Origin of the sequence: Actinotalea sp. JY-7885 (genome assembly GCF_014525465.1) — a bacterium.
Classification (GTDB): Bacteria; Actinomycetota; Actinomycetes; order Actinomycetales; family Cellulomonadaceae; genus Actinotalea.
Genome location: NZ_JACEXH010000004.1, coordinates 1 through 12161 on the forward strand (window position 1 = coordinate 1; position 12161 = coordinate 12161).

17 protein-coding genes are annotated in these 12161 nt (G+C 75.2%); 12 read left to right on the forward strand and 5 right to left on the reverse strand.

The window, feature by feature from the left end; all coding sequences use genetic code 11:
• The 3 genes from IDM29_RS17475 to IDM29_RS00930 form a co-directional block, all read right to left on the reverse strand.
• Positions 1-697: cold-shock protein (locus IDM29_RS17475; RefSeq protein WP_188037043.1), on the reverse strand; the 697-nt coding region annotated here is incomplete at its 3' end.
• A gap of 384 nt (positions 698-1081) precedes the next feature.
• Positions 1082-1318 carry a DUF1059 domain-containing protein gene (locus tag IDM29_RS00925; protein WP_182112375.1) on the reverse strand — a complete coding sequence of 79 codons (237 nt, stop codon included), beginning with the start codon at positions 1316-1318 and terminating at the stop codon, positions 1082-1084.
• A gap of 91 nt (positions 1319-1409) precedes the next feature.
• Positions 1410-2246: a sigma-70 family RNA polymerase sigma factor gene (locus IDM29_RS00930; protein WP_182112376.1), complete on the reverse strand. Its 837-nt coding sequence runs from the start codon at positions 2244-2246 to the stop codon at positions 1410-1412.
• A gap of 97 nt (positions 2247-2343) precedes the next feature.
• Between IDM29_RS00930 and IDM29_RS00935 the strand changes: the two genes are divergently transcribed.
• The 10 genes from IDM29_RS00935 (at position 2344) to IDM29_RS16940 (ending at position 8573) form a co-directional block, all read left to right on the forward strand.
• A complete protein-coding gene (locus IDM29_RS00935; protein WP_182112377.1) occupies positions 2344-3282 on the forward strand; it encodes an aminoglycoside phosphotransferase family protein in 939 nt (312 codons plus the stop codon).
• 22 nt (positions 3283-3304) lie between these two features.
• Positions 3305-3826, forward strand: coding sequence for a GNAT family N-acetyltransferase (locus tag IDM29_RS00940; RefSeq protein WP_182112378.1), 522 nt, complete (start codon positions 3305-3307; stop codon positions 3824-3826).
• A 96-nt stretch (positions 3827-3922) separates the two neighbouring features.
• Positions 3923-4402, forward strand: a complete 480-nt coding sequence (locus IDM29_RS00945) for a type II toxin-antitoxin system RatA family toxin (RefSeq protein WP_182112379.1) — start codon at positions 3923-3925, stop codon at positions 4400-4402.
• A 236-nt stretch (positions 4403-4638) separates the two neighbouring features.
• Entirely contained in the window at positions 4639-5004 is a 366-nt protein-coding gene (locus IDM29_RS00950; RefSeq protein WP_182112380.1) for a DUF2255 family protein, read from the forward strand.
• Positions 5005-5085: 81 nt separating this feature from the next.
• Entirely contained in the window at positions 5086-5811 is a 726-nt protein-coding gene (locus tag IDM29_RS00955) for a trans-aconitate 2-methyltransferase (protein WP_182112381.1), read from the forward strand.
• A gap of 19 nt (positions 5812-5830) precedes the next feature.
• A complete protein-coding gene (locus IDM29_RS00960) occupies positions 5831-6313 on the forward strand; it encodes a GNAT family N-acetyltransferase (RefSeq protein WP_309232652.1) in 483 nt (160 codons plus the stop codon).
• Between the two features lie 175 nt (positions 6314-6488).
• Positions 6489-7430 (forward strand): hypothetical protein, encoded by a 942-nt coding sequence (locus tag IDM29_RS00965; protein ID WP_182112382.1) that lies wholly within the window; start codon positions 6489-6491, stop codon positions 7428-7430.
• On the forward strand, positions 7427-7747 hold the full coding sequence (locus IDM29_RS00970) for a PadR family transcriptional regulator (RefSeq protein WP_182112383.1): 321 nt from the start codon (positions 7427-7429) through the stop codon (positions 7745-7747). The genes IDM29_RS00965 and IDM29_RS00970 overlap by 4 nt, the downstream gene beginning before the upstream one ends.
• A 29-nt stretch (positions 7748-7776) precedes the next feature.
• Positions 7777-8274, forward strand: a complete 498-nt coding sequence (locus tag IDM29_RS16935) for a hypothetical protein (protein ID WP_220457980.1) — start codon at positions 7777-7779, stop codon at positions 8272-8274.
• Positions 8271-8573, forward strand: coding sequence for a transcriptional regulator (locus IDM29_RS16940; protein WP_220457981.1), 303 nt, complete (start codon positions 8271-8273; stop codon positions 8571-8573). The genes IDM29_RS16935 and IDM29_RS16940 overlap by 4 nt, the downstream gene beginning before the upstream one ends.
• A gap of 34 nt (positions 8574-8607) precedes the next feature.
• Here the strand turns inward: IDM29_RS16940 and IDM29_RS00980 are convergent, their stop codons facing one another.
• Positions 8608-8781, reverse strand: a complete 174-nt coding sequence (locus IDM29_RS00980; RefSeq protein ID WP_182112384.1) for a hypothetical protein — start codon at positions 8779-8781, stop codon at positions 8608-8610.
• 250 nt (positions 8782-9031) lie between these two features.
• On the opposite strand from IDM29_RS00980, the gene IDM29_RS00985 reads away from it, so the two are divergent.
• Both IDM29_RS00985 and IDM29_RS00990 read left to right on the forward strand, forming a co-directional pair.
• Complete coding sequence (locus tag IDM29_RS00985) at positions 9032-10060, forward strand: suppressor of fused domain protein (protein ID WP_182112385.1); 1029 nt, start codon at positions 9032-9034, stop codon at positions 10058-10060.
• Between the two features lie 172 nt (positions 10061-10232).
• Positions 10233-11171, forward strand: coding sequence for a hypothetical protein (locus tag IDM29_RS00990; protein ID WP_182112386.1), 939 nt, complete (start codon positions 10233-10235; stop codon positions 11169-11171).
• 93 nt (positions 11172-11264) lie between these two features.
• Here the strand turns inward: IDM29_RS00990 and IDM29_RS00995 are convergent, their stop codons facing one another.
• Positions 11265-12023 (reverse strand): DinB family protein, encoded by a 759-nt coding sequence (locus IDM29_RS00995; protein ID WP_182112387.1) that lies wholly within the window; start codon positions 12021-12023, stop codon positions 11265-11267.
• Positions 12024-12161: the final 138 nt, after the last annotated feature.

Below are 12161 nucleotides of genomic sequence, written 5' to 3' on the forward strand. Positions count from 1 at the left end.
CGGGCGCCGCCGCGGGCCCGCGCCGCGGCGCGGAGCCGCCCACGAGCTGGACGTTGCGGGCCTGCGGGCCCTTCTCGCTCTCGGCGATGTCGAACGTCACGCGGTCGCCCTCGGCGAGCTCCGTGAGCCCACCGGCCAGGGCGCGGACGTGCACGAAGATGTCCTGCCCGCCGGCTTCGGGGGTCACGAATCCGAAGCCCTTCTCGGCGTCGTACCAGGTCACGGTGCCGTCCGCGCCGTCGGACACCGCGGCCTGGGCGGCCTGCGCCCCGAGCGGCAGCAGGTGGTCGGCCTGCGGCCCCTTCTCACCGTCGACGACGAGGAACGCGACGCGCTGGCCCTCCGCGATCACGCCGCCGCCCACGATGGCCGAGCTGTGCACGAAGATCTGGGCGCCCCCGCCGTCGGGCATGACGAAGCCGTAGCCCTTGCTCGGCTCGTACCAGGCGACGGTGCCGAGCACCCCGAGGGGCGCGTCGGCGGCCTGGTCTCCCGTGACGCGGACGCGGCGCGCCTGCGGGCCGCGGTCCCCCTCGCCCACCTCGAACTCGACGGCCTGCCCCTCGCGGAGCACCTTGGCGCCGTCGCCGCCGACGATCTCGGACGCATGGACGAACAGGTCCTCGGTGTCGTCGCCGAGGGCGAGGAAGCCGAAGCCCCGCTCGGCGTCGAACCAGCGGACAGTTCCCTGGGGCACGGTTGTTGACTCCTTGTCGAGTGACGGTTGCTCCCTCCAGTGTCCCTGATCAGATCGGTGGCCCTGCGCGGTGAACGCGGCGTCGCACGTCCTCGGCTGCTCGGCCTGGCCGTCTGCGATGACGATGCGGCCGCGCGCTCGCGACAGCCCGCCCTAGGGCATGCCCCCTCACCTCCCGGTGCGCTCCCGGTGCGTGCACCCGGGCCAGCAGCATGGTCGGCGTTCGCCGGTCTCCAGCTTCTCCTCGGCGATGCGGATGCGCCGCTCACGGGTGCTCGTGCACCACGCCCCCGAGAACGTCATGGCCGTTCCCGGGAGCGGTTGCCGGGTTCGTCGTCGAGGTCATGGGTCTCCGGCTTCCGGTACGCGTCGAGTCGGGGCTTCTCAGCTCTCGGGCAGGCCGGCGAAGGCGTTCTTCACGTCGCCGTACCAGTCGAGCGACTTCTTCGGGTGGCGCCAGCGACCCTTCATGGCGTCACGCGCCGGCTGGTGGGAGGCGTCGCCCGCCTTCTCCTCATCCTTGAGGTGGCGATCCTGGGCCTTGATGACGTCGTCGGCACTGTCTGCGCGGTGCTCGAGGTCGCACGGTCCCCCCAGCTGGCGGCAGGTCATGGTCTTCATGGTCGGTCCCTTCCGGTGATCGTGGCCGTGGGTCGAGCGGTCCTGCACCTGAGTGACGAGTGGCGGCCGGCGAGTGTGACGACCGCCGGGGTCAGGAACGGCGCTCCTCGCCCTCGCGGCGCGACACCCGGGCGAGCACGTCCGGCTCGGCGCGGAACGTGATGGCGCTGACGACGCCGTCGACCACGGTGAAGTCGAACAGGACCTTCGCTTCCCCGCGGTGGAACCAGGCGGCGGCGGGCCGGTCCTCGACGTAGACCGGGAGCGCGGCGCGTGCGCTGCCGTTGAAGAACGTCGCCACCGCGTGGCGACCATCGAGTCGCTCCGGTGTGCCGACGCGCACGGCAGCCGCATCAGCGGTGACGACGGCGTCAGGGGCTAGGAGCCGTATCAGGCGCTCGAACTCGCCGTCGCGCGCTGCCGCCATGAACGCGTCGACGACCTCCCAGCTGGACGGCCGCTCCTCGGGCGACGGCCGGCGCACCTTGGCGCGGGCCCGTGAGGCCAGCTTGCGGGCCGCCACCGGCGAGGTGTCGAGGATGGTCGCGATGGTCGAGAACTCGACACCGAAGCTGTCGTGCAGCACGAACGCCACGCGCTCCTGCGGCGAGAGTCGGTCCAGCACCACCTGCAGGGCGACGCCGACCGTGTCGGCCAGTGCGACCTCGTCGGCGACGTCGTGCGCGACCCCGGGCACCTCGACCGCTCCCACGGGCACCGGGGTCCGGGACCGCAGCCGGTCCAGGCACACCCGGGTGGTCACCGTCGTCAGCCATGCCGGAAGGCAGTCGATGTCCGTGTCGGAGCGCTGCAGGCGGAGCCAGGCCTGCTGCACGGCATCCTCGGCCTCGGCGTGATCGTTCAGCACGCGAGCTGCCAGGCGCACGAGGCGCGGCCGCTCCCGCTCGAAGGCTTCCGTGTGATTCACGTCGCTCAGCCGTCCTTCCGCGGGGCGTTGCCAGGATGACGAGCGCTCCGTCGTGAGTGTGACCGAGAGCGACGGCGTGCCGCACTAGCCTGCTGCCGTGGACCCGGCCTTCGCAGTCGCCGTGGCCAGGGCCGCGGGCCAGACCGACGGGCCGGTCGCCGCTCCCGACGTCGCGGGCGGCGTGAACGAGGTGACCGTGCTGGGCTCGGGCGCGGACCGCGTCGTCGTGCGGGCACCGCGGCCGGGGCAGGCCGTCGACCTCGACCTCGAGGCGTGGTGCATGCGGCGGGCGGCGGAGCACGGCATCGGGGTGCCCGAGGTGCTGTGGCTGGGCGAGCTCGACGGACGTGCGGCGATGGTGCAGCGGTACGTCGCGGACGTCGGCCTCGGGCGCGTCCCGGTGGCCGAGCGTTGGCGCCTGCTCGGCGAGCTGGGCCGGCGCATCGCGGCGCTGCCCCTGACGGACGCGCCCGCGGGGCTCTTCTCGCGGTTCGGCCGGGACCTGCCCGCGGCGTGGGTCGCGCACGTGGACCACAACCTCGAGGCGCTCGGGCCGGACGACCCCCTCGTAGGGCTCGGCGTCTACCGCGCGGCCGACCGGGCGCCGCTGCGCGCGCTGCTCACGGAGGCGCGTGACGCTCCCCCGTCGTTCGGGCTGACCCACGGCGACCTGTCGCCGCGCAACCTGCGCGTCCCGGCGCAGGGCGGGCCGGTGCTGCTCGACTGGGGCTCGGCGACCGCCGGCCCGGTGCCCACCACCGACCTGCTCCACCTGCTGCTCAGGCGGTCCGAGGTGGGCGACCCGGACGACACCGCCCTGGCCGCGCTCGCGCAGGGGTGGGGCGAGGAGGTGGACCGACGCGACACGGCGCTGTCGCGGCTGGTCAGCGCCCTGGACCTGACGCGCTGGGCGCTCGAGCACGCGCCCGACCGCGTGCCGGAGCAGGTCCGCGTCGCGCGGCGTCTCGTGCGACGCACCCTCGGGTCCGGGTCCGGGTCCGAGGCCGAATCCGAGGCCGCGGGCGGGCGGCACTGACGGCTGGCCCTAGCCTCACGGCATGGACCACCCCGTGGCATGGCCCCCCGCAGCACCGCTCCAGACGCCCCGCCTCGCGCTCGAGCCCTTGCACGTCGGCCACGCCGCCGAGGCGTTCGAGGTCTTCGACGACCACCGGCTCCACACCTTCACCGGCGGGGAACCGGCCTCCCAGCAGGAGCTCACGGACCGGTTCGCCCGGCAGGCCGTCGGGCAGTCCGCGGACGGCTCGCAGGGCTGGCTGAACTGGATGCTGCGCCGTCAGGACACGCAGCGCCTGATCGGCACCGTGCAGGCGACGCTGTCACCCGGTGAGGACGCCGTCGAGGCCGAGCTCGCCTGGGTCATCGGCACCGACCACCAGGGCCACGGGTACGCGAGCGAGGCCGCTGCCGCCGTCGCGCACTGGCTCCGCACGCAGGGCGTCGGCTCTCTGGTCGCCCACGTGCACCCCGACCACGAGGCCTCGGCGGGCGTCGCCCGCGCGCTGGGGCTGCGGGCCACGTCCACGGTGGTCGACGGCGAGGTCCGCTGGGAGGGCTGACCGTCCGGGCCGGCGCGCCTGGTCATCCGTCACGGGACCGTCAGCCGCTACCGGGACCGAGCGACGGGAATCCGGCCGCGGCCCTAGGGTCGCCGCATGATCGTCGAAGCCTCGGTCGACGTCGCGGTCCCGCCCGACGTCGCGTACGCCGTGTCCCAGACCACGGGCGACGCCCGCCTGCGCTGGGACCCCTTCATCCGGCACCAGCGGTTCCTCGACGGCGCGACGGCCCCGGCGGTGGGGGTCCGGACCCTCACCCGCCACCGGTCGGGGCTGCGCATGGTCAGCCAGTACGTCTCCTACCGACCCCCGACGAACGTCGGCATGAAGATGGTCGAGGGGCCATGGTTCTTCGCGGTCCTGGCCGCCGGGTGGCGGTTCACCCCGCTGCCCGACGGCGGCACGCGTGCGGTGTGGCGCTACAGCTTCACCTGCCGCCCGCCGTGGCTGGCGCCGCTCGCCGAGCGGATCGGGCGCGTCGTCCTGCAGCGCGACATCGACCGTCGGATCGCCGGGTTCGCCCGCGGCTGCGCCGACCCCGTCGTGCTCGCCGCGGCCGGCGAGCGGACCGGGTAGCCGGACGCCGTCGGGCGCGGCGGTAGCGCCTGCCGTACCCGGGAGAGGGCGGCCCGGACACGTGGTCCTCATCGCGTCCACCGCGACGGCGCTGGTCCTGCTCGCGGTGACCCGCGGCACGCTGGGCCTGCGGGTCACCGGGCACGTCAGCGCGGGGCCTCGCCCGGAGCGCTGAGCCGGACGACCGATCGCCGGGGGAGCCACCGCGACGTAGCGTGGCGGGTCTAGGGGGAATCATGACGACCTGGCACGAGGACCAGCTGTCCGCGATCGACCGCGAAGGTGAGCTGCAGGTCGCCGCGCTGCGACCTGACGGGACACCGCGGAACCCGGCGACCGTGTGGCACGTCGCGGTCGACGGGGATCTCTTCATCCGATCGGTCCGCGGCGAGTCGGGTGCGTGGTACCGCGCCGCCAGACGGACCGGCACGGGGGTGATCGACGCCGGCGGCCTGCGCGCCGACGTCGTGTTCACCCCGGACGACACCCACGACGAGGCGATCGACCAGGCGTACCACGTCAAGTACGGCGACGGCTCGGCGGTGCGCGCCATCACCAGCCCGCTCGCCGCGGCGACCACGCTGCGCGTCGAACCGCGCTGAGCGGCGGCGGTGGCGAACCACCCCCCGAGCCGCTCGAGGCGCCGGCGCGGTCCGCGTCCGGCCGATGCGTACGCTCGCGCGGTGGCCGACTACGACGCACGGCTCGTCGAGCTCTACGACGAGGACAACCCCGACGGGCCGGACCACGACTGGTTCCGCGCTCTCGCCGACGAGGTCGGCGCGCGGGCGGTGCTCGACCTCGGCTGCGGGACCGGCATCCTCACCGTGACCCTCGCGGGGCCGGGCCGCACCGTCGTGGGGGTCGACCCCTCGCCCGCCATGCTCGCGTACGCCGCCGCCCGTCCGGGCGGCGGCGACGTGCGATGGGTCCTCGGCGACAGCCGAAACCTCCCCGCGGGACCGTTCGACTACGCCGTCATGTCCGGCAACGTCGCGCAGCACATCCCCGACGGGGCGTGGGAACGCACGCTCGCCGACGTCGGCCGCGCCCTGCGCCCCGGCGGCGTCCTCGCCTTCGAGAGCCGCAACCCCCGCGCCCGGGCCTGGGACTGGTGGGCCGGCGCGCCGACGCTCCGGCAGACCGGCCGGGGCCCGCTGCGCGAGTGGTCCGAGATCACCGAACCGGCGCCGGGCCTGGTCGCCGCGACGTTCCACACCCTGTTCGTGGACACAGGCGAGGAGGTCGTCGAGGAGCTGTGCCTCGCGTTCCGCGAGCGCGCGCTCATCGAGGAGCAGCTGACCGACGCCGGGTTCGTCGTCGACGACGTGCGGGGAGGCTGGGACGGTGCACCGTGCGAACCCGACTCGCCCATGATGATCTTCCGCGCACACCGCGCGGGCCGCTGATCCGGGGCAGGATCTCCCGGTGATCACCCTCCGCGACGCTGCCACCGGCGACCTCGACCTGCTGTACGACCTGCTCCTGGAGGCGTTCAACTGGGATGGCACGCCCCGCTTCACCCGCGACCAGGTGGTCGCCGACCTCCACACCGCGCGCTACCTGGCCGGGTGGAAGCGACCGGACGACTTCGGTCTCGTCGCCGTCGACGGCGACGAGCCGCTCGGGGCCGTCTGGGCCCGGGCGCTGCCCGCGGCGGCACCGGGTTACGGGTACGTCGCCGACGACGTCCCCGAGATCGGCATGGCCGTGGCGCCGGCGCACCGGGGGCGCGGCGTGGGCTCGGCCCTCCTGGCCGGCTGCGTCGAGCAGGCCCGGGGCCTGGGCCGACGTGCGCTGAGCCTCAGCGTCGAGGACGGCAACACGGCGGCGCGAGCGCTCTACGAGCGGCACGGCTTCGCCGTCGTCGGACGCAACGGCGACTCCGACACCATGCTGCGGGAGCTCTGAGCGCACACCGCGACCCGTCACGCGTGGTGGGGTCCATGTCGGACCGGAGGGCCTTGCCGCGCCCGCGCCGCCGTGGTTCTATCTAGGTAGGAATCAGACCTAGGTAGGGGAATCAGTGGACGTGATCGCGTGGCCGGAGCGCGACCGGGCGTGGGCGACGCGGTATCGCGCCTCGATGGGCGCCAGACCGGTCCCGGCAGACGCGCTCGGGGAGCGCGAGCGCCAGCTGCTCGCAGCGGTCCACGCGGCCGGCGTCCCCGCCGCCGAGCTCTTCGGCGACGCCCGTGAGCTCGCGGCGGAGGACGCCGCCGAGCTCGGGACCGCGGACGAGGCGGTGCGGACCTCGCAGGGCGGTGGCCTGCGGCCGGCGCTGCTCGAGGCGGGCGCCACGCTCGTCGCGATCGCGGTGGTCGGGGCGGTGCTCACGGCGGTCCGCAGCGGCTGGGCCGTCGACGTCGACCTCGCGTCGGTCCTCGTCGCGCTGAGCGTGACGGTCGCCTTCCTCGGCTGGGTCGCCGGCCGGGCCCTCTTCTCCGCCGGCCGTCCCCTCCCGGCAGTCGGTGCGCTCGTCGCCGTCGGTGCGCTCGCGCTGGCGGGCATCGGCGCGGCCGCCGGCGTCGGCCCGGGCCACGTCCTGGCGCGGGACGTCCCCGTGCCGCTGTGGGGTGCGGCGGCGCTCGTGCCCGGCGTCCTCGCGCTCGTGGCCGCGCGCCGCACGCGCCAGCCCGTGCTGCGCGAGAGCTGGGACGACGCGGAGTGGCTGCGCCGGTTCCACCACGCGCTGCGGACCCGACTGGTGCCCTCGGCCACCGCCCGCGGCCACGTCACGGAGGTCGAGCAGGCGACCCGAGCCGGGAGCTCGTCGGCGTTCGACGAGTTCGGCCACCCGGTGGTCCTGGCTCGTCAGGTGGCCGACGCCGACAGGACGGCACGGGCACGCCGCTGGTGGATCTCCACCGTCGCCGGCACCGTCATGCCGCTCGCGGTCGCGGGGCTCATCCTCGCCATGGACAGCTGGGGCTCCCTGACGATCCCCGCGGTGGTCGTCCTGCTGCTCAGCGCCGTCCTCGCCCTGGCCGGTCGCCGGGCGGACCGCCCGTGGGTGGGACGGCGATGAGCCTCGCGGCGTGGCAGCGCGCCTCGTTGCCGATGCTGGTCCTCGACGTGCTCGCGGTCGCGCCACGGCACGGCTACGGCATCGCGCAGGCCCTGGTCTCGGCCGGGCTCCAGCCGATCAAGGGCGGCCAGCTCTACCCCCTGCTCGTCCGGCTCGAGGACGAGGGGGCGATCACGGCGGGGTGGGAGGAGAGCGAGTCCGGCCCCGCCAGGAAGGTCTACGAGCTGACGCCCGCCGGCCGCGCCCGGCGCGAGGACCTGCGCGCCCAGTGGCGCGCGTTCGTCGAGGCAGCGGAGGCGGTGCGGTCGGGCGAGTGATCCCTCCTGGTCGCGGGCGACTTGCCGCTATGGAAACTCGCGAGAGCGCCACCCCCGACGACGCCCGTGCCGCCCTGCGCCAGCTCGACGACGCGCGGGCCCTGCTCGCCGAGCGCATCGCCTCGCCGTGGTGGTACCGGCTGGGCGCCGCCTCCTGCACGACGTCGATGTTCGTCGGCATGGGCCTGCTCGTGGGCAGACCGGAGGCGCGCGGCACCACCGAGTCCGTGGCGACCCTGCTGATCACGCTCGGTGCGGTCGTCGCCCCGGTGGTGCTGCTCTGGGCGCTGAAGCGCGCGACAGGGGTCTCGGTCGAGCGGTACGCCGAGGGTCTGGGTGCCTGGTACGTCGTCGTCTTCGGCCTGCTCGCGCTCGCCTTCGCGCTGCAGGCGTTCGCGGGCGTCCCCGCGGCCCTGCACGTCGCGGGCGCCGTCGCCTTCGTCGCCACCGTGGTCACCGAGCGACGGATCGACGAGCGGCTGCGACGTCGGGTCCGAGCGGGCGCGGGCGTGCGGGCGGCCGCGTGACCGCGGAACCGGTCTTCAACGAGGTCATCCACGCCTCGAACCGCCTGCAGATCTGCGCGATGCTCGCCGCGGTGGAGGCCCTGGAGTTCGCCACCGTGCGCGATGCGCTGGCCATCAGCGACTCGGTGCTGAGCAAGCACGTCAAGGTCCTGGCCGACGCCGGCTACGTGGCGATCTCGAAGGTTCCGCACGGGTCGCGGACCCGCACCTGGCTGGCCCTGACCGAGCCGGGCCGCGCGGCGCTGGACGGCCACCTCGCGGAGCTGCGGCGCATCGCCGCGATGGCCACCACGACCTGACCGCCCGCCGGGGGGCACGCGTCAGCGGTCGGCCTCAGGCGGGTCGGGCCGGCGGCGCCTCGCCCGCGAGCAGAGCGTCCAGCATCGGGACGAGGGCGTCGCGCTGCTCCTCACCGAGTCGTGCGAGCACCATGCTGTGCTCCGCGATGCTGTCGGCGATCCGCCCCCGCAGGTCCCGACCCGCAGGCGTCAGCGTCAGGAGCTTCACCCTGCACGTCGTCGTCGGCGTGGCGTGGTTCCTGGCGACGACCCCCTCCCGGCCGCCCCGCACCCACCCCTGACCGCCCGGCGGTTCCCATCTCCCGCCGACCACGTCCGTTCCCACCCGGCACGTCCTCTGCACCGGACGTACTCGCGTGGGACGGACGCGCTCAGCGGCGAACGCTCAGCGGGTGAATGTCGGCCGGGTGGTGGGACGGGGGGCAGACGCGGGCGGTGGCGTCCGACAGACTGCCGCGGTGGACGAGACCCTCTGGCGCCTCGGGCTCGAGGCGGCCATCGAGCGCTGCTACGGCGACTCCGCGCCGGTGGCCGTCGTGGGCATCGACCGGGCCAGCGTCCCGTGGGACGTCGCTCCGATGGAGACCGTGCTCGTCCACTCGCGCGACCTTCCCGTGCCCCACTGGCACTACATCGGGCTCGGCCTCACGGCTCCCGGCGCCCGCGCGGCTCCGGCGGGCGTGGCACCGACGGCCGAGCTCACCTTCCGCCTCGAGCGTCACGCCGAGACGCAGCCGCCACGGTGGCCGCTCGACCTGCTCCACCACGTCGCGACGTACCTGGCCGCAACCGGTGAGCTCCTCGGACCCGGCCACACGTTCGACCTCAACGCTCCCGTGACGCCGGACGCGCCCTCGCCGCTGCGACACCTCCTGTTCGCACCGGACCCGGACCTCGGCGATGCCTTCCTCCAGGCCGTCGGCATCACCTCGGACGAGCTGGCGGCGCACGAACGATGGTCCGGCTTCCGCGCCCTGCTCGACCAGCACCTCCCGATGCTGGTCACGGCGCCCCGGCGGACGTCGACGCTCGCGCTGCCCGGCGTCGCGGCGCAGGTCGAGGCGGGAAGCGAGGTGGACGGATCCGAGCGCGTCGCGCTCGTCGTCTCGACGCTCGAGGTCGCACGGTCGGCGCGCCTGGCCGATCGCGCCCTGGGGCGCTCCCGGATCACCGTCACGCTCAGCACGCACCCCGTCGACGGACTGCGGCGCGCCCTGCTCGACAGGGTGGCCCGCGGTGCCGCGTTCATGCTGCGCGGACCGGGCACCGAGCTGCTGCTGGTGCCCCAGGCCGGCGTCGGGCCGCTGCGCGAGGAGCCGAGCTGCTGGGTCGTCGGCCTGTCGCCCGAGCAGGCCGCGAGCCTCGCCGACACGCTGGCGCCCGTGGTGGGCACGTACCGGTCGGCGGCACTCCCCGCCGTGACCTTCGACATCCGCCCGTCCGCCGTGACGCAGATGCCCGCTCCGGAAGCCGACCCGGCCTGGTGACACCGCGGCCGAGTGCGTCCGTTCCCACCCAGAACGCCCTTCGGGGCGGACGTGCTCACGGGGAACGGACGTGCTCAGCGGGGCGGCGTCGGCGGGGCTGTGGACACGCCCGCGTCCACAGGACCGACGGGCCCGGCGCCAGGGAGCCGCCTCCCGCGCGCACCGTGGTCCCGTGCCACGACGACCCGGAGCGTCCCTGCCCGCCGACGAGCCGCTGCCGCCCGTCCACCTGGCGCGGCACGTCGACCCGTCGCTCGCCGCCGCCCACCTGCGCAGCGGTCGGTGGGTCCGCGTCCGGCGCGGTGCCTACGTCGACGTCGACCACCTCCGCGGTGACCGTGCCCGCGCGCTGGCGCTCGCCCGCATCGCCGCGCTGGGCAGCCAGCTGACGATCGACCACGTGGTGACCCACGAGTCGGCGGCGCTGCTGTGGCGCCTGCCGGTGCTGCGGGTGCCCGAGCGGACCCACGTCGCCCAGGCGCGGCCGTCCCGGAGCGGGTGCAGCGCCGACGTCGTCCGGCACGTCCTCGAGCTCGCGGCGGGCGACCGGACGCTGCACTGCGGGCGGGCCGTCACGACGCTCGAGCGCACGGTGGTCGACTGCGCGATGTCCTGCCCGCCGGCCGCTGGACTCGTCGTCGCCGACGCGGCCCTCCACCGCGGCGCCGACCTCGCGGTGTGCCTCCAGCTGCTCACGACCATGGCCGGGCGGCGTGGCGTCGTGCGGGCCCGCGCCGTCCTCGACGTCGCCGACGACGGCGCCGAGTCACCCGGCGAGACGCTCGCCCGGCTCGCCGTCCTGCGGGCCGGACTCCCGGCGCCGACGACGCAGGTCCCGGTGCGGACCGCGCTCGGCACCTTCTGGGCGGACCTGGGTTGGCCGGCCTGGCGGCTGCTGCTGGAGTACGACGGCGTCGCGAAGTACGACGTCGGCCGCGTGGCGCTGCTCGCCGAGAAGCGGCGCGAGGACGCCCTGCGGGCGGAGGGCTGGGCGGTGCTCCGCGTCATGGCCGACGACACGCGGAGCCCCGAGCGCCTCCTGCGACGCGTCCAGCCCTTCATCCCGCCCACGGAACGCCGGCAGCTGACCCCGCGGTTCGCGCTCCTCTGACCGACCGCGAGCACGTCCGTTCCCGCCGACCACGTCCGCCGTGGGGGACGTGGTCACGTGGAACGGACGAGCTCGGACGCCAGGGCGGCGCGGTCAGGGGGTGAGGGACGGGTCCGCCGCGATCGCGTCTAGGTCGCGCACGGCGTAGCGGTGGTGCTCCCACACCTCCTCGAGGATCACGTGAAGGCACGAGCGCGTGGTCTCGGGCTGGTCGGGCCCCCAGGGGTTGCTGCGCGGGACGTCGAGGTCCGACGACGTCACGCCGGCGAGGAAGTCGCGCACCATCGCGACCCGGTCCGCCCGGGCCTCGAGCACCTCCGCGTACGACGGCGCCTGCAGGGAGAACCCGGACATGTCGTAGCCGTCGGTCTCGTACTCGCCGTTGGGCTGGCCGACCGGGTGGTACGGCTGCTCCCGCTCGAGGATCCCGCGGCCGAGCCAGGTGTCCGTCGCCATCACGAGGTGCCGGAGCGTCTGGGCGAAGGACCACTCGCCGTCGACCTGGGCGTCCACGGTCCCCGCCGGCATCGACGCGGCGCGCTCGATGGTTCCCTCCCAGGTCCGCTCGAGCGCCGCCCAGGCAGCACGCAGGCCGTCCGGGTCCTGCGCGTATCGCTCGCCGCGGCCGGGGAAGCGCCGGTTCAGCTCCGCGTCGACCAACGGCGCGACGTCGACGCCGTTGACCACCAGCGAGCCGTCGTACAGCCACGGGGCGTCGATCTCGGCACCGGCGACGTCGGCGCCGCGGATCACCGCCCCGGACAGGTCGCAGTTCACGAGCCGGGCGCCCGTGAGGTCGACGCCGCGGAACTCCGCGCCGCGCAGGTCGTCCGACCCGGTGAAGGACGCCATGAACCCCTCCCCGCACGCAGACCGCCGGACTCCCCGGCGCGCCGCCGACGCTACGCCGCACCGGCTGCCTCCGGAAGGCGCGCTGGCCGCCGCGCCCTGGACGCCGGCGACCACGTCGGTCCGCCGCGCCCCGGCAGC